This is a genomic window from Pedobacter ginsengisoli, assembly GCF_002736205.1.
Classification (GTDB): Bacteria; Bacteroidota; Bacteroidia; order Sphingobacteriales; family Sphingobacteriaceae; genus Pedobacter; species Pedobacter ginsengisoli_A.
The window spans coordinates 3,105,117-3,127,883 of sequence record NZ_CP024091.1 but is presented as its reverse complement, the minus strand read 5'-3'; the positions used below and the strand labels follow the sequence as shown (position 1 = coordinate 3,127,883).

Below are 22,767 nucleotides of genomic sequence, written 5' to 3'. Positions count from 1 at the left end.
TATTAACTCCCTATAAGAACCCTATTAATACCCTCTCAATATTTTGGAAATAAAATTTTTTAGATGTACATCAATAAGAAACTGGAATAATTAAATATTTTAAATGTATTTTATATTAAACTTTCAGTAATTTTTGAAAGTTTAATAATTTATTGTTACATTTGATCTATGAAAAGCTTAAAAAACCATTTGATCCTTTTTGATGCGGAATGCCCTATGTGTAAGCTGTATACTAAGGGTTTTACTAAGGTTGGAATGCTTGATCCTACGGGAGCACAACCTTATCAGAACATGCCTCAAAATGTTTGTCCTTATGTGGATCAGCAAAGGGCAGTTAATGAAATTGCACTGGTTGATACTGAAACAGGGCAGGTAAGTTATGGCATACATAGCCTGTTTAAAGTGCTTGCAAATTCAATCCCATTTTTAGGTCCACTGTTTTCTCTTAAGCCTTTTATCTGGATAATGAGTAAAGTGTATGCCTTTGTATCTTATAACAGGAAGGTAATAATACCAGCAGAAATTACAAAAGACAGCTTTGCCATTCAGCCTACCTTTAAATTGAAGTATCGCATTGCGTATCTATTATTTACCTGGTTCATGGCTAGCCTTATCCTTACACATTATGCTGGTTTATTAAAAGATTTGATGCCGGTCGGGGATGCTTACAGAGAATATTTTATTTGTGGTGGGCAGATTGTTTTTCAGGCCATCGTAGTGGGTATTCTAGCTTGGGATAAGAAATGGGAATATCTGGGTAATATGATGACGATATCTTTTGCCGGTTCTTTATTGTTGCTTCCTGCATTGTTAACAGCTAAGTTCCTGGTATTGCCTGCTCTTTTTTACGTCATTTACTTTATGGGAGTAGCTGGTATTATGTTTCTGGAACATTTGAGAAGAATGGGCATTTTAAAGTTAGGATATATACCTACCTTAACCTGGGTACTGTACAGAATAATTGTTCTTTTACTGATCTTGTTTATCTAAAGAATATGAAATATGCAAAAATAGTATTGGCCGGAGGCAACGGTTATCTGGGGAATGTTTTAGCTAACTATTATAAAACTATTGCCACTCAGGTAATAATACTCAGCAGAAAAAATAAACCTGTTGAAGGTAATGTGGAAACAGTTTTATGGGATGGAAAAACAGAGGGGCTATGGATAGAAGCGCTTAATGGTTCAGACATGCTGATTAATCTTTGCGGGAAAAATGTAAACTGCCGTTACAACAAAAAGAACAGGGACGAGATCATTGCTTCGAGAACAGTTCCTACGAGATTGTTAAATAAAGTAATAGCAGAGATGGCTAACCCTCCAAAACTTTGGATTAATGTGACTTCTGCAACGATTTATCGCCATGCGGAAGATCATGAACAAGATGAATATACAGGAGAAATTGGCTATGGTTTTTCTATAGATGTGTGCAAACAATGGGAAGGTTCATTTTTTGAAACTGAAACACCTTTGACACGTAAAGTTGCGTTAAGAATGGGTATTGTATTGGGTAGACATGATAGCGTGTTCCCTCGACTGCTTAATTTGGTTAAATTCGGTTTAGGTGGTAGCCAGGGTGATGGTCAGCAGTATGTTTCCTGGATTCATGAGTACGATGTGGCCAGATGTACAGAATGGTTAATAAATAATGAAGAACTGGTTGGTGTTGTTAATTGTGTTGCCCCACAGGCAGTTAAAAATACAGAACTAATGAGTTTAATACGGAGTACTTATGGTATTCCTTTTGGATTACCCAGTCCACAATGGTTATTGGAAATAGGAATGCTTTTAATAGGCTCAGAAACAGAACTGGTTTTAAAGAGCAGGTGGGTGGCGCCTAAGCGCTTGCTTGAGTCAGGCTTTATTTTTCAGTTCCCAAATGCAAAACATGCAATTCATGATATTTTGAGCATAAGAATATGATGCTTAGTCTTTAAAGTGTTCTGCGTTTGAGGGTATTTGGAAATAATTCCTATCTTGAATAGCCAAATACACTAAACCTTATGACCTGCAGAGCTTTAAAATCTGGTAAGAACTGGTGCAAATTGATGTTTATCTTATCAGTACTTATTGTAATTTCTTCCTGTAAAAAAGATGAAAAACATGAAGACCCACCGGTAATACCTAAAAGCGACAAGCAATTAAAAATTTTTAGATTCAGTGCATTGAAGAACAGTGTTCTGGTAAAAGACATTGATGGCGAGATTGTAGGTGATACCATATATGCCAGGGCATTTGCAGGAACAGACATTAGTAAGCTTATACCTTCCTTTACTTATGATGGTGCAAAGATATTGGTAGGCGATGTGGTTCAGAAAAGTGACACAACAATTAATGACTTTACTCATTTGGTAAGCTATAGCGTGGTAGCCGAAGACAATACCAAAAAAACCTATTTTGTTAAGTTTACTGATAATGGGATAGCTGCACTTTATATCAATACAAATAATGTTCCTATTACCAGCAAAGAAACCTATATTATGGGTTCTTTAAAGTTAGTGAGCAATTTTAAAGACGTAGTTTACGAAGGTAAAACGGAAATAAAGGGAAGAGGCAATTCGACCTGGTATGATATGCCTAAAAAGCCTTATCGTATTAAGCTTGATAAGAAAGCCGGCTTGCTGGGTATGGCAGAGAGTAAAAACTGGGTGCTTTTAGCCAATTATGCCGACAAAACATTAATGCGCAATGAGCTTGCCTTTATGCTAAGCCGGAATATGGGGCGTGCTTTTACACCAAATTCAAGATATGTTGAGGTATATTTAAATGGGTCGTTTATTGGTAATTATCAGCTAACTGAACAGATTAAAGAAGGTAAAGGGCTTGTTGATATTGAGGAGCAACCCGATGGTACTACAGCTTTACCAGATCTTGCGGGTGGATACCTGATAGAGCAGGATCTATTTGCCGATGGTGAGCCGGTATATTTTAAGACGCAAAAGAATATGCCTTTTGTAATTAAGTATCCTGACGAAGATAAGATCAGTCAGCAGCAAAAGGATTATATCAAAAATCATTTTCAGAAATTTGAGGATGCTTTATATTCGATAAACTTTACGGATCCGGTAAATGGCTACAGAAAGTATTTTGATGTAAATAGCTATGTAGATTTTTACATTGTAAATGAAGTTATAGGTAATCCTGATGCATTTAGAAGCACTTATATGTTTAAAAAACGTAACGACGATAAAATTTATGTCGGTCCGGTTTGGGATTTTGATAAGGCGGCAAATAACGATAATCGTTTGGGTGACCAGGTAAATGGGCTAATGTCTAACTCAGCATTTGAACCTAAGATATGGTTTAAAAGATTGATGGAGGACCCAGGCTTTAGGCGTAGAATAAGAGAACGATGGAACGAACTGAAGGCAAAAATAAATACGGTGCCCGATGCAACTGCCCCACTAGCCAAAAAGCTAGCGGTTTCGCAGGTCAGGAATTTTATTAAATGGGATATCTTAAAAAGACAGTCGTATTTAGAACTTCAGGTATCGGGATCATATGCAGGAGAAGTTGCTTATCTGAAAAATTTCCTAACAAGGCATATCGAATGGTTGGATACAAAATTCAACAGCAGCGAATATCAATAGGGTAAGAAATAGGAGGGATTTTTGTTATTTTTGTGCTATGAATACTAAACAAGCTTATAACATCTGGGCTGCACAATACGATACTAACGATAATAAAACAAGAGATCTGGAGGGCTTGGCCCTAAAATTATGCCTTGCCCGTGTTCCATTTAATAAGGTTTTGGAGATTGGCTGCGGGACAGGAAAAAATACTGAATGGCTTATTGGAAAAGCAGCAATGATTACGGCTGTTGATCTTTCAGATCAAATGCTGGCCAGAGCAAAAGATAAAATAACATCTAACAGGGTTGATTTTAAACAGGCAGATATTACTGCCCGCTGGAACTTTAGGGATGGTCTATACGACCTGGTAACTTTTAGTTTGATATTGGAGCATATTGAGAATCTTGATTATGTTTTTAACCAGGTATCTAAATCTTTAAACCCGGAGGGTTACGTGTATGTTGGTGAATTGCATCCATATAAGCAGTATACCGGTACTAAAGCCAGATTTGATACAGAAGATGGTAAACAACTGGTAGATTGCTTTAACCATAATATATCTGATTTTATTCAGGCCGGTAAAAAGCACGGACTGACTTTGGTTGATGTTGAGGAGTATTTTGATGACAATAACAGAACAGATATTCCAAGAATTTTAACCATCTTGTTCAAGAAATCCTAATCATTCTATATGAAAACCCTTACAATAATCGTTTTAAGTTTGGTAATGTTAACCCCGTTTCAAAAATCAATGGCTCAGGCAGAAAAGAAGCAACAAGGAGCAGTTCTAAATCATATTGCAGTGTATGTTACTGATCTGGCTAAATCAACCGCATTTTATAAAGATGTTTTTGACCTTGAAATAATACCGGAGCCATTTAAAGATGGCAGACATACCTGGTTCTCATTAGGCCCTGCCGGGCATTTGCATTTAATTCAGGGTGCAAAAGCCAATGTAGAGCATGATAAGAATGAGCATTTGTGTTTTAGCGTGCCTTCTGTGGACAAATTTATTACTCTGCTTAATGTTAAGAAAATTGAATTTGAAGATTGGGCAGGAACACGCAAGGCGGTTACTTTAAGAGTTGACGGAATAAAACAAGTTTATTTTAAAGATCCGGATGGACATTGGCTTGAAGTAAACGACGACTATAAATAACAGGATTTGGAAAAAAATAGCGCATATGATAATAGACATAGAGAATAAATTGAAAGTAAAGGATGTTAATCCTACTGCTATGCGATTGTTGGTGCTAGACTTTTTAACCAAGCAAAATGCAGCCATTAGCTTAAATGATCTTGAAAGGGGGATGGCACCATCTGACAGGATTACGCTTTACAGAACATTAAAAACTTTTGAAGAAAAGGGCTTGGTTCATAGTATAGAGGATGGTACCGGTGCTACCAAATACGCTTTATGCGAAGAAGATTGTGACGGGAAAAATCATCATGACCTCCATGTTCATTTTTATTGTAATACGTGCAAGGAAACATTTTGTTTGCCGAACACCCAGATACCTGATATATCTTTGCCAATTAATTTTTTTCGCCAGGAAATGAACCTCATCATTAAAGGAATATGTGATCAGTGTAATCCATCCATACCTTTGCAATAGTATTGCATAGCTGTAGCCTTTACCTTTGGCTATATATATTAAAGTTATGCAATTATCAAATCATCATAGTGGTTGCTGCTCGACTGAGGAACCAAAAAAAGGAACCATAAACAATCAAAAAGACAATCATCAGCACGAACATTCTGATGATGACGGGCACCATCATGGGGCCGAGGAACCATCTGGCTTAATAGGCCATTGGCCATTATTAACCTCACTGGCCATTATAGTGGTTATGATGGTGTTGGAGTATGGATTCGGTATTGTGTTTAACAATATTATTCAGTTAGCGGTGTTTGTTCCTGCCTATTTGCTTGCAGGCTATAACGTGCTTGCACTTGCTTTTAGAAAAGCAATAAGGCTTGACTTTTTTAATGAGTTTTTCCTGATGAGCGTAGCTACTATTGGTGCTTTTGCAATTGGATCTTATAGCGAGGGTGTTGCTGTAATGGTATTCTATTCTATAGGAGAGTGGTTTCAGGATTCGGCCGTTAGCAATGCGAAGCGAAGTATTAAGGCTTTGCTCGATATCAGACCAGACAGTGTAGATGTAATTAGGGATGGAAAGGTAATTAATGTGTTGCCTGCTGCGGTTCAGATTGATGAAATTATACAGGTTAAGCCTGGTGAAAAAGTAGCGCTTGATGGAGTATTGATATCAGAAAAGGCAACATTTAATACCGCTGCTTTAACTGGCGAAAGTAAACCTGACAACAAAGAGACAGGGGAAACTGTACTTGCTGGTATGATTAACTTAAATCAGCTTGCTGAATTAAAAGTTACTGCTCTATTTAAAGATAGTAAGCTGAGTAAAATTCTTGAAATGGTGCAGGATGCTACTGCCAGGAAATCTCAAACGCAATTATTTATTTCGCGTTTTGCCAAGGTATATACTCCAATTGTATTTTTACTTGCTGTTCTTGTTGTTGCTGTTCCTTATTTTTTTGTAGCCGATTATAACTTTAGTGATTGGTTGTACAGAGGGTTGGTGTTTTTGGTTATCAGCTGTCCTTGTGCCCTGGTGGTTTCGATACCTTTGGGATATTTTGGAGGAATTGGTCTTGCATCTAAAAATGGTATACTCTTTAAAGGGTCTAACTTTCTGGATGTAATTACTACTGTAAATACTGTGGTAATGGATAAAACAGGAACGCTTACCAAAGGAGTTTTTGATGTTCAGCAAGTAATAACAGCTAATGGATATAATGAAAAAGAGCTTGTCCGAATAGCGGCCGCGCTAGAAAGTAAATCAACGCATCCCATTGCCCTGGCTGTTAAACAATATGCTGGAGATATAATTTCGGAAATAAAAACTGATAAGGTCGAAGAAATTGCCGGTCATGGCTTAAAAGGTATTGTGGATGGAAAGGAAGTGCTTGCAGGGAATGCGAAATTGCTTAAAAAATTCAATGTAGCTTATGATAATGCTATAAATGAGATTACCGATAGTGTGGTTGTTATAGCTATAGATAATAGCTATACCGGTTATATAACCATTGCTGATGAAGTGAAAGAAGATGCCAAACAGGCAATTGCAGATATGCATGCGCTTAGTATTAAAACTGTAATGCTAAGTGGCGATAAACAAAGCGTTGTAAGCAAAGTTGCGTCCTTTTTAGGTATTGATGAGGCATTTGGCGATCTTTTACCTGAAAATAAGGTACAAAAGGTGCAGGAGCTTAAAGACAAAAGTTTAAAAATTGCTTTTATTGGAGATGGGGTAAACGATGCGCCGGTTGTGGCATTGGCCGATGCCGGAATTGCTATGGGTGGGTTGGGTAGTGATGCGACTATTGAAACTGCTGATATTGTGATTCAGAATGATCAACCATCTAAGATTGTAACGGCCATAAAGATTGGTAAAATTACCCGAAGCATAGTTTGGCAAAATATTTCATTGGCTATGATTGTAAAGGTAGCCGTCCTGATTTTAGGTGCCGGGGGCATAGCTACATTATGGGAAGCTGTAATTGCCGATGTGGGTGTTGCGCTGCTGGCTATCCTAAATGCGGTACGAATACAGAACATTAAATTCTAATATCGTACTGCTCTTATAATTTTTTTTTGATTTTCTAAAAAAGTAGCAGAAACATTAAAAATATTGCGCAAAGGTTTGTTTTGATATTTAAATGCTGTTTTTTCCGATTTTTAACCTGATTTGTTAGAAACTTTTACACTGGCTATTAGGTTTTTAAGCGAAATAATAGGTAATTTACATTAACACACAGAAGCCAAATATTGTAATGCTGTTATGAGACTTTTTCGAAATAAGAAATTATTAGTCCTGCTTGTCCTTTTTGTAGTTGTGATCTTATGTTCACTGCTAATGTCGTATGATAAGAAAGTGGATTTCAATACTGAAGTAAAACCTATTATTAATAAGAAATGCATTTCCTGTCATGGGGGAGTGAAAAAGCAGGGCGGATTTAGCTTGTTGTTTCATGAAGAAGCATTGGCAGCTACAAAAAGTGGTAAGCCTGCTATTATTCCAGGAGATCCCGATGGGAGTGAGCTTATAAAACGCTTATTAACCAAAGATCCTGAAGAACGGATGCCTTATAAACACGAAGCCCTTAATGAGGATGAAATTGATATTTTTAAGAGATGGATAAAGCAAGGTGCAAAGTGGGGTGATCACTGGGCCTACCTGCCGGTTAAAGAAGTGGAGGTGCCAAGTGTAAGTGGCGATTGGGCTAGGAATGATATTGATAAGTTCATACTTGAAAAATTAGACGAACAGGAATTAAAGCCCTCGGGCGAGGCGGATAGAGCTACGCTATTAAGAAGGGCTAGCTTAGATTTAATAGGTATGGCACCTCCTCAAAAACTGGCTGAACAATATTTAAAAGCTAAGGATGGGGATAAGGCTTATCAAATATTGGTTGATTCATTAATTGCTTCGCAGCGTTTCGGAGAGAAATGGGCATCTATGTGGCTGGATGTTGCCCGATATGCCGATACTAAAGGTTATGAAGCTGATGCCGGAAGAAATATATGGCAATACCGTGATTGGGTAATACGCGCATTTAATAAAGATATGCCTTACAATGAGTTTGTAACTGAGCAGATTGCCGGAGACTTCTTTGTAAATCCGACGGATGATCAATATATAGCTACAGCCTTCCAGAGAAATACCATGACGAATGACGAGGGTGGTACCAACAACGAAGAGTTTAGGGTTGCAGCTGTTCTTGATCGCGTTAACACAACCTGGGAAGGGCTATTAAGTACAACATTTGCATGTGTACAATGCCATAGCCACCCATATGATCCGTTTAAACACGAGGAGTTCTATGAATTTATGGCTTACTTTAACAATACAAGAGATGAAGATATTTCGTCTGAATATCCTTTGTTAAGGCAATACAATGATTCATTGCAAGGAAAGCTTACTTCATTAACCAATTGGCTAAAGGTTAACGTGTCTGCAGAGAAGTCAACTGAAATCCATAAGTTTTTAAAAACAGGCCAGCCGGTTATCAATTCAGTGATTGCAGATAGCATGGTAAATGCAATTATAGGCAATAACAATATTGCACTTTTCTTTAAAAATAATGCTGTGGCTAGAATTCCTGCAGTAAATCTTAACAAGGTAGATCAGTTGATTTACAGGTATGCATCAGGTAAGCCCGGGGGGAGTATGCAGTTAAGGTTAGATAAGCATAACGGACCGGTAATTGCATCATGGAAAGTTCCCGAAGGTCCTGGTTACCGTAACCTTGCTGTTGATTTTAAGGCACAAACCGGAGTGCATGATGTGTATCTTACCTATACTAACCCAACCGCCACTAATAAGGATGAGGTTATTGTATACTTTGATTGGTTCCGCTTTTCGCAACAGTTCCCTGGAAAGGGTAAACCAGGCTATGAAGAGAATAAGGCTTCATTTTGGGCGCTTATGGATGCAAATGTTGGATCAACACCTATTATGGTTGAGAACCCAGCCGATAGATCGCGTAAAACATTTGTATTTAAGCGGGGTGCATGGATTACTCCGGGAGCAGAGGTTCATGCAGGAGTTCCTAAATCTTTAGCGTATGCTATGCCGGCAAATGCACCAAAAAACAGGGTAGGGCTTGCCATGTGGCTTACTGATAAAAGGAATCCATTATTATCAAGAACGATGGCGAACCGCGTGTGGGAGCAATTGTTTGGAACCGGTATTGTAGAAACCCTTGAAGATATGGGTACACAGGGAATGAACCCAACCCATAAAGAATTGCTGGATCATTTATCATGGCAGTTGATGAATGATTACAAATGGAGCGTGAAAAGACTGATTAAGGAAATGGTAATGAGCGCAACATACAGGCAGGATTCAAAAGTTACTGAGGATACAAAAAAGAAAGATCAGTTTAATAAATATTATGCTCGCGGCCCAAGAATGAGGCTAAGTGCTGAACAGATCAGGGATCAGCATCTTTCGGTAAGTGGTGTATTAAGTGCCAAAATGTATGGCCCTGGTGTAATGCCATGGCAGCCAAATGGCATCTGGAATTCGCCATATAATGGTGCTACATGGAACAATTCGCAGGGAGAAGATCAATTCAGAAGGGCAATTTATACCTATTGGAAAAGAACAGCTCCCTATCCTTCAATGATTGCTTTTGATGGCGCACAAAGGGTGGCATGTACTCCGCGAAGAATAAGGACAAACACGCCGTTGCAGGCATTGGTTACCTTAAATGACTCCGTATATATTGACATGGCGAAATTCTTTGCTTTGAGGATGAAAAAAGAGGGAGGAAAGGAAGTGAAAAGCCAAATAGCCAAAGGATATGAATGGATGATGTATAAACCTATTTCGGGTGCTAAACTCAGGATTTTAGATAACCTTTATATGACGGCATTAAACGATTACAAAGTGCATCCTGATAAGGCGAAACAAATACTTGGAGGGCAGCAAACAGATAAATACCCTGAAACAGCCGCCCTGGTGGTTGTGGCAAATGCAATGTTGAACCTTGATGAAGCGGTAACAAAAAACTAATTGTAATGACAAGAGATGAATTAAATGCACATCGCCTGGTAAAGGAAGCTCAGGAAACAGAACTAAGGGCCTTTACCCGCAGGCATTTTCTTAAAGAAAGTGCAATGGGGCTTGGTGCCGTAGCTATGGGAGCTTTGCTGGGCAGTTGCGGTTTGGGAGGTAAAACTACTAATGATATTTTGTATGACCCGGTACATCCTTTATTACCAAAGGCCCCGCCTTTTTTAGGTAAAGCTAAGAGTGTAATTTATTTGCACATGGCGGGGGCACCTTCGCAGCTTGAGCTGTTTGATTATAAGCCGGAACTAATGAAAATGGATGGCCAGGATTGTCCGCAATCTTTATTGGCAGGTAAGAAATTTGCCTTTATTACCGGAGTGCCTAAAATGCTTGGGCCACAGGCAAAATTTGCACAGCACGGCCAGAGCAGAGCATGGGTTAGTGATAACCTACCGCATTTCTCTACAATGGTAGATGATGTTAGTTTCTTAAAGGCCGTTTCGACAGATCAGTTTAACCATGCACCTGCACAATTGTTAATTCATACCGGAAGCCCTCGTTTGGGCAGGCCCAGTATGGGTAGCTGGGCAACTTATGGATTAGGTACTGAAAATCAGAATCTTCCCGGTTTTGTGGTGCTTACCAGTGGTGGAAGCTTCCCTGATGCAGGTAAAAGCATTTGGGGAAGTGGATTTTTGCCTTCTGTATATCAGGGAGTTCAATGCAGAAGTGAGGGAGATCCGGTATTGTTTATTAAAGATCCTCATGGAATGAGCCGCGATTTGCGCAAGGCTTCTATAGATGCCATAAATGCTTCTAATGAACAGGAATATGCGGCCTACAATGACCCTGAGATTTTATCGCGCATATCGCAATATGAAATGGCCTACAGGATGCAGATTTCTGCGCCTGAGGTTATGAATATTAATGATGAGCCAGAATATATCCATGAAATGTATGGAACGCAGCCTGGCAAATCTTGCTTTGCAAATAATGTTTTGCTTGCCCGTAAACTAGTAGAAAAAGGGGTGAGATATGTACAGTTATTTGATTGGGGCTGGGATGCACATGGAGATGGACCTAACAATTCATTAAATATTGGTTTGAAGAATAAGTGCCGCAGTATTGATAAGCCTATCACTGCATTGCTTCTGGATTTGAAACAACGTGGTTTACTTGAGGATACCTTAGTGGTATGGGGAGGGGAGTTTGGCCGTACACCAATGATGGAGAACCGTAACGGGGTTCAGAATCCTTATAATGGAAGAGATCATCATACTGATGCCTTTACCATCTGGATGGCCGGAGGAGGCGTTAAAAAAGGCTTTACCCATGGTGAAACTGATGAGATTGGATATAGCGGCATAAGTGGTAAGGTTGATGCTTTTGATATACAGGCCACTATACTGAATCAGCTGGGTTTTGATCATGAGAAATTTACCTATCCTTTCCAGGGACGTCCGTTCAGACTTACCGACGTTGGAGGAAAAGTTATACATGATATTATTGCTTAATTAATTTACTTAAAGAACTTTTACCGCTATTATAAATGCACCAAAACAGACGACATTTTTTAAAAACTACGGCAACTGCCACAGCAGCCGGATTATTGGCTCCACTTGGCGAAATAGTTGCTCAGGAAATTCCTTCCGTTAAAGCAAAAGCTGGATATGAATTGTTATTTATGGCTACCGATTGGGGCTTTCCGGGTACTACGGATGAGTTCTGTGCTTTAGCAAAAAAAGAAGGATATGAAGGGATAGAGGTTTGGTGGCCGGGTGATAATGCCAAAGCACAGGAAAACTTATTTACTGCATTAAAGAAACATGGTTTACAGGTTGGTTTTCTTTGTGGTGGGGGCGAAAGTGACGCGGTAGCACATTTAAATACCTTTAAAAAAAATCTTGATGCTGCAACCGGAAATAGCTTTCAAAAACCAGTGTACATTAACTGCCATTCGGGTAAGGACTATTTTACTTACGAACAGAATAAACTGTTTATAGATTATACAACCAAAAAGGCCAAAGAAACGGGAGTTCCAATTTATCATGAAACACATCGTGGACGAATGCTTTTTTGTGCACCTATTGCAAGAAATTTTATTGAGAAAAACCCTGATTTACGGTTGACGCTTGATATATCGCACTGGTGTGTTGTGCATGAAAGTTTACTTTCTGATCAAAAACAAACAATTGATCTTGCATTAGAAAGAGTTAGCCATATTCACTCAAGAGTTGGCCATCCACAGGGAGCACAGGTTAACGACCCGCGTGCGCCCGAATGGGAGGGCGCTATAAAAGCGCACCTGGCATGGTGGGATAAAGTTATTGAACGTAAGAAATTGAAGGGGGAAAGGATGACTATTCTAACAGAATTTGGCCCACCTGATTATATGCCAACTTTACCTTATACCCGACAACCAGTGGCAGACCAATGGGCAATAAATGTTTATATGATGAACCTGCTGCGTAAGCGTTATCAGTTGTAAGAGATGACATTATTATCAATTCCCGACCTTATTGGCCGGTTTCATCCTATTCTTGTACACTTGCCAATAGGTATTTTGCTGTTGGGGTGCCTGTTTCAATTGCTTACTATAAATGTTAAGTTTTCTGGCTTAAGGCCTGCAGTGCCACTTATTTATTTACTTGGTGGATTGGGTGCTGTCTTTTCTTCTGTCAGTGGTTACCTATTGTCGCAAAGTGGAGATTACGACAGCAATATGGTTGGCATTCATCAGTGGTTGGGTATAAGTGTTTCCGTTATTTCGCTAAGTGTATATAGCATGTACAAGAAGCAGGCAAAGGAAGCAACATTAAACCTGGTAGCTGTAGTGTTAGTAGTTTTAATAACTCTTACCGGTCATTATGGTGGTTCACTTACCCATGGATCTGACTATATCAGTTCTGCCTTAAAAGATGAAGGTAAAGGTAAAGCTGCTATACCTCCAATTGCAAATGTGCAACAGGCAATGACATATACGCATATGATTCAGCCTCTGTTACAGAACAGATGCTATAGTTGTCATGGTGCTGAAAAACAGAAGGGAAAACTGAGGCTTGATGGAAAAGATTTTATATTAAAAGGGGGCGAAGATGGAAAAACATTGGTTCCGGGAAGTGCTGAGGAAAGTGAGCTAATTAAAAGATTGCTCCTCCCGCCATCTAACGAAGATCATATGCCACCTAAAGAAAAGCCCCAGCTTACTGCAGAAGAAATTGCATTGCTGGAGTGGTGGGTAAAGCAAGGGGCTGACTTTAATAAGAAAGTAGCAGACTTGAAGCAATCGGAACAGGAAAAGGCAGTTCTGCTAAGTTTCCAAACCGGGGCAGCCAAAAAAGAAAATAAACTGGCAGATATTCCTGAAAAAGAGGTTGGACAAGCAGATGCTGCTGCTGTTGATAAACTTAAACAGGCAGGTGTTGTAGTTATACCTGTGTTAAGTTCAAGTAATTATTTGTCTGCAAGTTTTGTTACTGCTAAGGCAAGTGCTGAGGTATTAAAACTCTTAGAACCATTAAAAAAGCAACTTGTTTGGCTTAATCTTGCCAATACGGCCTTAGATGATAAAGGGATGCTGGAAGTTGCCAAACTTGACAATCTGATTCGTCTTAATTTAAGCAGAACTCCTGTTACAGATAAAGGATTAGCATTGATAAGCAAGGTAAATTCCTTACAATATGTAAACCTTGTTGGTACTAAGGTGACTGCCTCAGGTGTGGAGCAGCTTAGGCCTTTGAAAGGGTTAAATAGTATTTATCTTTATCAAACTGCTGTTGCGAAAGATGATGAGGCAAAGCTTAAGAAAGTATTTGCTAAAGTGAATCTGGATTTTGGTGGTTATGTTGTGCCGACTCTTGAAAAGGATACTACTGAAGTGAAGCCTCCTGCTGCAAAATAATCGTTTGCAATTTACATTGCAAATTGATAAGTTTAATGTAGTATGGGCATTAAGGCATCTGTTAACTGCATTTTAATATTGTTGTGTTTTTTGCCGTATTATGGCAAGACCCAAAGTCATTTGAAGGATGAAGTTATCCGATTTGATGAAGGATTACCTTCGGATTTTGTCAGGCAGTTAGCCTTAAGTAAAAACGGCTATCTGTATCTGGCAACCAGAAGAGGCTTATCACAATATGACGGTTATCGATTTTTAGAGCATCCGGCAGCCTTAACTAATATTACTTCACTTTTAGTTAAAGGGGATGCTATTTACTACCATGATGTTTATAATGGCTTATGCTTATTAAAAAACTTTTATGATAAGCCTGAGGTAATTGCCATAAATAAATATCATGATACAGACCCTAATAATGACCATTTTGAGAATATTTTTGTCGATTCGGAAGATAGGGTCTGGTGCAGTGATTTTAACAATATTAAATACTTTAATGCCAATGATACTATCGGTAAAGTATTTTTTGTTGATAAAAATCCGGATAAGTCAAAACGGTATCTCACTTTTTTAGAAATAAAGAAAGGGGAGATATGGGTGTTTACAAATCATGGCTCATATGTTTGGCGGAAAGGTACCGGAAAACTTAGTGTTCATCCGGATGCGAGGTTAAGAAGTCTTAATTATGCTTCGGCATTACACATCAACAAGGACGAAATTCTTTTTGGTACAGCTGACGGAATACTTAACCGGTATAACTTAAGGAGTAGGGAGATTAAGAGTTTGCCGTCTTTGCCTGGCAATGACCGAATTGTAGGTATGAAGAAGGTAGTGTTTGATGGCCTTAACCAAACTTTATTATATTCTGACCGGTTGTTGTATTTGCTAGGTGACAATGACTTAAAACCCAAATTACTTTATAGCACAGATGGACAGATCATTAATGATGTAATTGTAAATAATGAAACCAAAGTTATATGGATAGCAACAAATAAAGGACTCGTTAAGCTATTTAACCGGTACACTTCAATAAGTAATGAGATGCTGCCTCTTGATTCCCAAAAGCCGGGAAATATGATGGCAGATATTGCTGAGATGTCAAATGGTGATATTTATACCTGTGGCAGAGATAATCTGTTATGGGTATATAGTAAAGCCTCTGGCTGGCGTAAAATGTTACTCCCTGCAGAGGATGTGAAATGCGAGAGTTTACATACCAATGGTAGTGAACTTTTTGTAAGTACAAATGTTGGTGTTTTTTATACCGATACTGAAAAGGACAAAAAACTAACCAAGCTGCCAATATCCCTAAATACTGCAATAAAAAAATGTATTCTTTATAAAAAGAAACAACTTTGGGTGTTACCCGCCGGACAGCCTGTTCAGGTTTGGAAATGGCCTTCGCTTGAAAAAGAAGAGGGGCTGGTGACGAATGACAAGCAGTTTTGGTCCGACAATTTGTGGAACGATATCTATGTGCATAATGATGGTAAGATATGGTTGATTGGCTGGATGCCTAAAGATTTTGGGATTACAATTTACAGTGATGCTCTAAGAGCTTTTACTGAGGTAAGCAAGTTTAAGGCAAATTCAAACCATTCTATGTTTTCCGGAGATTATTACAATCGGATTGCCCCGGCAGCAAATAATAATGTGCTGGTTTCAGGATACGGTGGCTGGAATTTACTAAACTCATATGGAGAGATAAAAAAGCTCCTGAATACTAAAACGTACGATGTAGCCAATGATAGAGTTGAAGGAATTACTGAAGATAATAATGGTAATATATGGTTTGCTACTGAGGAAGGATTAAATGTTTATAACAGGAATACTGATAAAGTGATCAGGATATCGCAAATTGATGGGTTGCCAGGTGATGATCTGATATACGGATTCAGAAAACTGAAAAATGGAAATCTGGTTGTTGGTGTAGAGAATGGCCTGTCTTTTATTGATGTAAGTAAAATTGTGAGGTCTCAGCTGGTAAACAAACTGGAGCTTTGTGGTATTAAAATAAACGGCAAGACTATTAACACCAATAATCCTAACATTGAACTTAAGAAAGGCGAAACAGAACTTGAATTACTTTTCTCTTCATTAACTTATATTGATAAGCGGAAAATAATATATCGCTATAAATTTAAGGATGAAACGAAATGGAACTACCTGGGTAATAAGGCTGAATTGCCGTTAAGGCATCTTGCTCCGGGAGATTATCATTTATTGATTGAGGCAGGGGACAATATGGAGAACTGGCAATCAAAAGGATTGGTGGTAAAGGTATATGTACCCGCACCATTTTATAAAACACAATGGTTTTTATTCCTGATGTTTGGGCTTATTATATTGGGTATAGTATATGTTTACAGGTATTTGTTTCATCAACATAAGCTTGAAGAACAGTACAGACGAAAGCTTAAAGATGCTGAGATGCAGGCTTTGCGGTCGCAAATGAACCCTCACTTTATGTTTAATACTCTTAACTCTATAAATAGCTTCGTTATTGAGCATAAAATTGAGGAGGCAAGTGAGTACATAACTACGTTCTCTAAGTTAATGAGGAATATACTTGATAATTCTAAACATACAGCTATTTCTTTAGATAAAGAGCTTGATACACTAAAGCTTTATCTGAATTTAGAGGCCGTAAGGTTAGAGCATTGTTTTGAGTATGTTATTAAGTTTAACAAGGATATTCATCCGGAATCTTTAAAAGTACCGCCACTTATTTTGCAGCCCTTTGCCGAGAATGCCATTTGGCATGGATTAAGAAACAGGGAAGAGAAAGGGCTCCTGGAAATATTGATCCAAAGGAGTGACGAAAATATATTGCATATAACTATAAGGGACAATGGGATTGGTCGTGCGGCAGCAGAATCATTTATGCCAAGTCAGTTTAAACATAAATCATACGGGGTAGATATTACTTCGAGTAGATTAAAACTACTAAGCAGCGATAGTCAAATTGTAATTGAGGATTTATATAATGAACATAATGAAGCAACAGGTACATCTGTTCATATTTACCTTAACATGATTTATTAAACTTTCAGTAAAGTTTATTTTAAATGGTAACCATTTGATGATTAATTGTTACCGTTTACTAATTGTTTTTGGTATTTTAGATATTAGTGAATTAATTTATGAGAAAAGACTAAGAACTATCTAAATATGAACGCAATCAGAGCTATTATCGTTGACGATGAGAAGCATGGTATTATAACACTGCAGCATTTGCTGAACCAGTGTTGTGAGGAAGTTGAGGTGGTTGCTACTTGTCAGAAAAGTACCGAGGCTAAGGTAATTATAGAAGAAAATCAACCAGATATTGTATTTATGGACATAGAAATGCCTGTAATGAGCGGTTTGGATGTTTTGGGACAGTTTAATGATTTTAATTTTCAAACAATCTTTACTACCGCTTATGATCAGTATGCGATTGCGGCATTAAGATTAAATGCATTAGATTATTTACTAAAGCCAATTGATAAAACTGAGCTAAAAGAAGCTGTAGAAAGGTTTGTAAATAATGAGACTATTTCGTCTAAGAAACAGTTTCAAATGGCAAAACACTTTACTCATTCCAGAATTATGGATACCCTGGCCTTATCTAGCAGCAAGGGACTTCATTTTGTAAAAATCAAAGAAATATTATATCTGGAAGCTACCAGTTGCTATACCAATATTATCATGAATGATGGGCAGGTTCATTTGGTTAGTAAAACACTTTCTTCATTTGAGGAAGCTTTAAGTGACCATAGCTTCTTTAGAGCTCATAAATCCTTTATTATAAACCTTGACTATATAAAACATTATATAAGGGGAGAGGGAGGTGAAGTAGTGATGGCCAACAATACTACCATTAACCTAAGCAGAACCAAAAAACAGGAGTTCCTGAATTTTTTTACCAAAATATAATTGCCACAAATTATTATTTATAATACAGGTTGCAGTATAACTGATTTTAAATTAAACAAGGATTTTCCGGCTGTATCTGGGCTTAGCTTTATGGTATAAATCCCTGGCTTAGCTACAGAAACAATGGCAACAGGATGTTTTATAAACAACAAGGGTTTTCCTGAACTGAATTCAGATGTTCTTAAGGTTTGAAATTTGTAGGTTGTATTATTAAAACTCATTAATCCTTCTTGTTTACTGCTAGCATCAGGACATGAGTATTCAAGCAGTATTTTATAATCACCTGCTTCTGTTACAGAGAACTTAAATGATGCTTCATCTTCCGGATTACTCATGTTGGTTATGCAGGTTGTGTGTTTCCAGTCGCCAAAATAATGACTATAGGTAAGGGATTCGATTTTTGCGTTTCCTTTAACATTGGCATTTACTGCTTCGATAGTATTAAAATCATATTGCTGTGAAACCTGTGGTATTGAAGCTGCATAACCATCGTTGAGTTTGCCATTAAATTGAACTGCAAGCACTGTATTATGGTCGTTTAAGGATTTAGGCATATCAACAATAATATCATTGCCTTGTTTTGTCCACTTAGCGGGTTGTTTATTGGCAAGCTGAAACACTTTGGTTACTGCAACATTTACCCCAGGTACCCTAATTTTTCCATTTCGGGGGTTGTTTAATACATGAAGATAAAGTTTACCCGGTGCAGAGGTAGTAACACCCCAAGGTTGCGCAGGAATTAATCCATAGGTAGTTCCATAAATACTCTTGCCATTTGTTTGGAGCCATTTACCGGTTTCTCTTAAATATTTTATCGAATATAGGGGCATATTTCCTTCTCCATCAGGGCCAACATTTAGCATAAGGTTGCCGCCTTTTGAGGCTACGTTTGCGAGCAGCTGGATAATCTCTTTAGGAGACTTAAAATTCATATCGTGGGTTATGTATCCCCATGAATCGTTATGAGTATATATAGATTCCCATGCACCTGAGATTGGTGTTGCAGGAACCTCAGAATCGCCAAAGGTTCGGTAATCTCCCAAGCCCTGGCCAACCCTGCTGCTAAACAAACTTTTAGGCTGTAAGGCATGCATACTGTCTACCAGTTCCTGAGTTTGTTTTTTATCCAGTCCACCAGGCATATCAAACCAAACAATACCCAGGTTACCATAATTGGTAAGCAATTCTTTTAGCTGGGGGATAGATTTTTCTTTATAATATTTTAGGTAATCTTTCTTTGTTTCATCAAAGTCCCAATTATTGCCTCCGCCATTTGGCTCGTGCCAATCCAGGAACTGAGAGTAGTAAAAGCCAAATTCTATTCCTCTTTTTCTGGTAGCAACTGAAAGTGCTTTCATAGGATCTTTTCCGTATGGAGAGGCCTTTACGATATTGAAATCACTTACTTTTGAATCGTACATGGCAAAACCTTCGTGATGTTTGGCTGTTATTACCATGTATTTAATGCCCGCATCCTTTGCAAGGTCAGCCCATTCATCAGCATTAAATTTTACAGGGTTAAATTCTTTAGCAACTTTTGCATAATCGGCCACAGGTACCTTTGCCTGATGCATTAGCCACTCGCCGCTACCATAATAATCTTTGCCATTCCATACTCCTCCTAGTTTAGAATATAAACCCCAGTGGATAAACATGCCGAATTTTGCTTCTTTGAACCATTTGGTGTTAGGATTTTCCTTTTCATTTGCTTGTTTATCCCATCGCTCAATGTCTTGAGCTATAGATGAGGAAAATGTTAATGCAGAGAGAATGCCAGTGGTTATAAATGCTTTTAAAATAGACATCGTTCGTTTATGGTTTGGTTAACAATCAACTAAGATAGGCGATGGGCCTTTAGATTATTATCCTTTAATAGCCAATTATTAAACTCTTTTGGCCTGGTATTTATTTTAGCGCAATTATTGCTTTTTACGTAACTTGGTATTTATATGGAACAAGCAACTGTTAAAAGAGGTAATTGGATACTGGTGACAGGTGTTGCCACTGGTTGCTTTGCGCTAGCAGGGCAGTTTTACCTTATTCTCCAAAGCGAGATTGTTCCGGTTGATGAGTCTGTTATCAGGTATTTTAGCTACTTTACTATCTTAACGAATATTCTGGTGGCTTTGTGCTTTACTGCACTTTTACTAAGGAGAAAGGAGGGTGGATTTTTTACAGCGCCAGCTACCTTAACAGCAACGGCAGTTTATATTTCTGTAGTGGCCTTAGTTTATAATTTGATATTGAGGTTTACCTGGGAACCGAAAGGTTTGCAGCTGATAGTTGATGAGTTGCTACACTTAATTGTCCCAATTTTATTTGTATTCTATTGGTTCCTGTTTGTACCTAAAGAATTATTGAAGTGGAGGGATACATTTGCATGGCTTATTTATCCTTTTATTTATTTAATGTTTATCTTATTCAGAGGCTCTGTATCTGGATTTTACCCTTATCCATTTGTAGATGTAGCAAAATATGGGTATGCAACAGTATTTGTAAACTGTTTTTATGTACTGGTTGTATTCTTAGTATTGTCGTTTTTATCGGTTTGGATTGGAGGAAGATTTAAAAAGAGAACCGGTAATTAACCGGTTCTCTTTCTGTATTATTTTGTAACTAAGCCCCTATATTTTTGCATTGCAGAAATGTTTGGGTCATGGCCACGAAAATCTCTGAACATTTTTCCATAATCTTCTGTATTCCCTTTTGAAAGTATCATGTCTCTAAAGCGTTGGCCATTGGCACGAGTTAATCCTCCGTTTTCCTCGAACCAGGAGAATGCATCATGATCTAGCATTTCTGTCCATAGGTAAGCATAGTAACCTGCAGCATATCCATTTCCCCAAATGTGTAAGAAATAAGAAGATCGGTAGCGTGATGGGACATAAGACAAATCAAGATGTGTTTTTTGTAAGGCGGAAATTTCAAATTTATCTGCATCCTGTAAAGGGTCAGCTGCTGAGAGTTTATGCCATTGCATATCAAGAGCCGCAGCTGCAAGGACCTCGGTTAATGCATAGCCCTGATTAAATGTGCCTGCCTTTTTGATCTTATCAATCAATGTTTGCGGCATTGGTTCGCCTGTTTTGTAGTGCACTGCATAATTTTTAAATACAGTTGGATTTATTGCCCAATGCTCATTGAACTGAGATGGGAACTCTACAAAATCACGGGCAACATTAGCTCCCGATAAACTCGGATATTGTTGGTTAGCAAAGAAACCATGCAACGCGTGACCAAACTCATGGAACATGGTAGTAACATCATCAAAACTGATTAATGCAGGTTGGCCAGCTGCCGGTTTAGTGAAATTACATACGTTAAAAATAACAGGTTTAGTGCCTAATAATTTAGATTGGCCAACCATGTTGTCCATCCAGGCGCCTCCCGATTTATTGTCGCGCTTAAAATAATCACAGTAAAACAAGCCGATTGTGGTTTGGTCTTTATCGAATAGCTCATATACCTTTACGTCTTTATGGTAAACCGGAAGATCTGTACGTTCTTTAAAAGTGATCCCATAAAGCTGTGTAGCAGCATAAAAAACACCGTTTTCAAGTACTTTATTTAATTCAAAGTAAGGCTTGATCTGATTTTCGTCCAGATCGTATTTCGCCTTGCGTACTTGTTCAGCATAATAGTTCCAGTCGTACGGTTCAACTTTAAAACCACCTTTTTGCTGATCTATTATAGACTGAATATCTGCTGCCTCAGCTTTTGCCTTTGCTGTTGCAGATGGAACAAGTTTAGAAAAGAAACTCTCGACTGCCTCTGGAGTTTTGGCCATTTGATCTTGCAGTTTCCAGGCAGCGTAATTAGGAAAACCAATAAGCTTAGCTTTCTCTGCTCTAATTTTTGCTATTTCTACAATTGCTTTTCTGGTGTCATTTGTGTCGTTTCGTTCTGCACGATTCCAGGAAGCATCAAATAGCTTTTGTCTGGTTGTACGATTTGACAACATTTGTAAGGAAGGTTGCTGGGTGGTGTTTTGAAGAGGTAGCAACCATTTACCATCTAACTTATTTGCTTTTGCTGCCTGGGCAGCCGCTGCAAGTTCACCTTCTGAAAGTCCGGCAAGTTCTGATTTGTCATTAACAACTAAAGCACCTGTCTTGGCAGCTGCAAGAAGCTGATTAGAAAATTTGGCACTTAAAGAAGCCTCTTGTTCATTCAGCTTCTTAAGAGTTGTTTTGTCGGTTTCCGAAAGTTTGGCTCCCGCTAAAACAAATGCCTGGTAGTAATACGTTATTAATCGTTTTGATTCCTGATCTAATTTTAACTTTTCTCTTGTGTTATAAATAGATTCAATCCTTTTGAACAGTTCAGGATTTAATGATATAGCATCTTGATGAGCTGCAAGTTTAGGCGCAATTTCTTCCTGCAATTTCTGTAGATCATCGTTTGTATTTGCACCTGTAAGCAGGCCGAATATCCGATTTACCCTTGTCAGCATTTCACCAGATTTCTCCATTGCTACAAGTGTATTCTCAAATGTAGGCGTTTCAGTATTGTTAGCGATTTTCTGAATTTCTTCCAGATGAATTCTCATGCCCTCGGTAAAGGCGGGCTTAAAATCGCTATCTTTTATGTGATCAAAATCAGGTGCCTGGTAAGGCAATTTACTCTGATTAAGAAAGGGATTTGAGGATGATGAAGCCGTGTCGTCTGTTGTGTTTTTTTTGCCATTATTTTGGCATGAGGTTAATATTGCGAGCATTGCAACCAAAGGAATCTTAAAGGATGTTTTCATGCAGTTTTTTTATTTTGTAGATCTAAT

The 22,767-nt window shown here is 38.2% G+C and carries 16 protein-coding genes; 14 read left to right on the top strand and 2 right to left on the bottom strand.

The window, feature by feature from the left end; genetic code table 11:
• Positions 1–168 precede the first annotated feature (168 nt).
• The 13 genes from CPT03_RS12930 to CPT03_RS12870 all read left to right on the top strand — a co-directional run bounded on the left by CPT03_RS12930 (position 169) and on the right by CPT03_RS12870 (position 17,990).
• The gene (locus CPT03_RS12930; RefSeq protein ID WP_099439241.1) at positions 169–990 is read left to right on the top strand and encodes a DUF393 domain-containing protein; all 822 of its coding nucleotides are present in this window, start codon (positions 169–171) and stop codon (positions 988–990) included.
• A gap of 5 nt (positions 991–995) precedes the next feature.
• Positions 996–1,922 carry a TIGR01777 family oxidoreductase gene (locus CPT03_RS12925; protein WP_099439240.1) on the top strand — a complete coding sequence of 309 codons (927 nt, stop codon included), beginning with the start codon at positions 996–998 and terminating at the stop codon, positions 1,920–1,922.
• Positions 1,923–2,002: 80 nt separating this feature from the next.
• A complete protein-coding gene (locus CPT03_RS12920) occupies positions 2,003–3,589 on the top strand; it encodes a CotH kinase family protein (protein WP_099439239.1) in 1,587 nt (528 codons plus the stop codon).
• A gap of 37 nt (positions 3,590–3,626) precedes the next feature.
• Positions 3,627–4,253: a class I SAM-dependent methyltransferase gene (locus CPT03_RS12915; protein ID WP_099439238.1), complete on the top strand. Its 627-nt coding sequence runs from the start codon at positions 3,627–3,629 to the stop codon at positions 4,251–4,253.
• Positions 4,254–4,262: 9 nt separating this feature from the next.
• Positions 4,263–4,730 carry a VOC family protein gene (locus CPT03_RS12910; protein WP_245869832.1) on the top strand — a complete coding sequence of 156 codons (468 nt, stop codon included), beginning with the start codon at positions 4,263–4,265 and terminating at the stop codon, positions 4,728–4,730.
• Between the two features lie 25 nt (positions 4,731–4,755).
• Complete coding sequence (locus CPT03_RS12905; protein ID WP_099439237.1) at positions 4,756–5,187, top strand: Fur family transcriptional regulator; 432 nt, start codon at positions 4,756–4,758, stop codon at positions 5,185–5,187.
• 46 nt (positions 5,188–5,233) lie between these two features.
• Positions 5,234–7,225 carry a heavy metal translocating P-type ATPase gene (locus tag CPT03_RS12900; RefSeq protein WP_099439236.1) on the top strand — a complete coding sequence of 664 codons (1,992 nt, stop codon included), beginning with the start codon at positions 5,234–5,236 and terminating at the stop codon, positions 7,223–7,225.
• A 288-nt stretch (positions 7,226–7,513) separates the two neighbouring features.
• Positions 7,514–10,177, top strand: a complete 2,664-nt coding sequence (locus tag CPT03_RS12895) for a DUF1553 domain-containing protein (protein ID WP_245869831.1) — start codon at positions 7,514–7,516, stop codon at positions 10,175–10,177.
• A 5-nt stretch (positions 10,178–10,182) separates the two neighbouring features.
• Positions 10,183–11,691 carry a DUF1501 domain-containing protein gene (locus tag CPT03_RS12890; protein ID WP_099439234.1) on the top strand — a complete coding sequence of 503 codons (1,509 nt, stop codon included), beginning with the start codon at positions 10,183–10,185 and terminating at the stop codon, positions 11,689–11,691.
• Positions 11,692–11,726: 35 nt separating this feature from the next.
• Positions 11,727–12,665, top strand: coding sequence for a sugar phosphate isomerase/epimerase family protein (locus CPT03_RS12885; RefSeq protein WP_099439233.1), 939 nt, complete (start codon positions 11,727–11,729; stop codon positions 12,663–12,665).
• 3 nt (positions 12,666–12,668) lie between these two features.
• Entirely contained in the window at positions 12,669–14,078 is a 1,410-nt protein-coding gene (locus tag CPT03_RS12880; protein ID WP_099439232.1) for a c-type cytochrome domain-containing protein, read from the top strand.
• A gap of 42 nt (positions 14,079–14,120) precedes the next feature.
• Positions 14,121–17,117, top strand: coding sequence for a histidine kinase (locus CPT03_RS12875; protein WP_099439231.1), 2,997 nt, complete (start codon positions 14,121–14,123; stop codon positions 17,115–17,117).
• A gap of 126 nt (positions 17,118–17,243) precedes the next feature.
• Positions 17,244–17,990 (top strand): LytR/AlgR family response regulator transcription factor, encoded by a 747-nt coding sequence (locus tag CPT03_RS12870; RefSeq protein WP_099439230.1) that lies wholly within the window; start codon positions 17,244–17,246, stop codon positions 17,988–17,990.
• Positions 17,991–18,007: 17 nt separating this feature from the next.
• Here CPT03_RS12870 and CPT03_RS12865 read toward each other — a convergent pair whose 3' ends face one another.
• A complete protein-coding gene (locus CPT03_RS12865; RefSeq protein ID WP_099439229.1) occupies positions 18,008–19,795 on the bottom strand; it encodes an alpha-L-fucosidase in 1,788 nt (595 codons plus the stop codon).
• Positions 19,796–19,939: 144 nt separating this feature from the next.
• Here CPT03_RS12865 and CPT03_RS12860 point away from each other — a divergent pair, with 144 nt between their 5' ends.
• Positions 19,940–20,578 (top strand): Pr6Pr family membrane protein, encoded by a 639-nt coding sequence (locus CPT03_RS12860; protein WP_099439228.1) that lies wholly within the window; start codon positions 19,940–19,942, stop codon positions 20,576–20,578.
• Positions 20,579–20,595: 17 nt separating this feature from the next.
• Here CPT03_RS12860 and dcp read toward each other — a convergent pair whose 3' ends face one another.
• The gene (gene dcp, locus CPT03_RS12855; protein WP_099439227.1) at positions 20,596–22,740 is read right to left on the bottom strand and encodes a peptidyl-dipeptidase Dcp; all 2,145 of its coding nucleotides are present in this window, start codon (positions 22,738–22,740) and stop codon (positions 20,596–20,598) included.
• Positions 22,741–22,767 lie beyond the last annotated feature (27 nt).

Excerpts from the sequence above, each read along its gene's own strand:
- CPT03_RS12930 (WP_099439241.1), top strand. The coding sequence starts at position 169 with ATGAAAAGCTTAAAAAACCATTTGATCCTTTTTGATGCGGAATGCCCT.
- CPT03_RS12925 (WP_099439240.1), top strand. The coding sequence starts at position 996 with ATGAAATATGCAAAAATAGTATTGGCCGGAGGCAACGGTTATCTGGGG.
- CPT03_RS12920 (WP_099439239.1), top strand. The coding sequence starts at position 2,003 with ATGACCTGCAGAGCTTTAAAATCTGGTAAGAACTGGTGCAAATTGATG.
- CPT03_RS12915 (WP_099439238.1), top strand. The coding sequence starts at position 3,627 with ATGAATACTAAACAAGCTTATAACATCTGGGCTGCACAATACGATACT.
- CPT03_RS12910 (WP_245869832.1), top strand. The coding sequence starts at position 4,263 with ATGAAAACCCTTACAATAATCGTTTTAAGTTTGGTAATGTTAACCCCG.
- CPT03_RS12905 (WP_099439237.1), top strand. The coding sequence starts at position 4,756 with ATGATAATAGACATAGAGAATAAATTGAAAGTAAAGGATGTTAATCCT.
- CPT03_RS12900 (WP_099439236.1), top strand. The coding sequence starts at position 5,234 with ATGCAATTATCAAATCATCATAGTGGTTGCTGCTCGACTGAGGAACCA.
- CPT03_RS12895 (WP_245869831.1), top strand. The coding sequence starts at position 7,514 with ATGTCGTATGATAAGAAAGTGGATTTCAATACTGAAGTAAAACCTATT.
- CPT03_RS12890 (WP_099439234.1), top strand. The coding sequence starts at position 10,183 with ATGACAAGAGATGAATTAAATGCACATCGCCTGGTAAAGGAAGCTCAG.
- CPT03_RS12885 (WP_099439233.1), top strand. The coding sequence starts at position 11,727 with ATGCACCAAAACAGACGACATTTTTTAAAAACTACGGCAACTGCCACA.
- CPT03_RS12880 (WP_099439232.1), top strand. The coding sequence starts at position 12,669 with ATGACATTATTATCAATTCCCGACCTTATTGGCCGGTTTCATCCTATT.
- CPT03_RS12875 (WP_099439231.1), top strand. The coding sequence starts at position 14,121 with ATGGGCATTAAGGCATCTGTTAACTGCATTTTAATATTGTTGTGTTTT.
- CPT03_RS12870 (WP_099439230.1), top strand. The coding sequence starts at position 17,244 with ATGAACGCAATCAGAGCTATTATCGTTGACGATGAGAAGCATGGTATT.
- CPT03_RS12865 (WP_099439229.1), bottom strand. The coding sequence starts at position 19,795 with ATGTCTATTTTAAAAGCATTTATAACCACTGGCATTCTCTCTGCATTA.
- CPT03_RS12860 (WP_099439228.1), top strand. The coding sequence starts at position 19,940 with ATGGAACAAGCAACTGTTAAAAGAGGTAATTGGATACTGGTGACAGGT.
- dcp (WP_099439227.1), bottom strand. The coding sequence starts at position 22,740 with ATGAAAACATCCTTTAAGATTCCTTTGGTTGCAATGCTCGCAATATTA.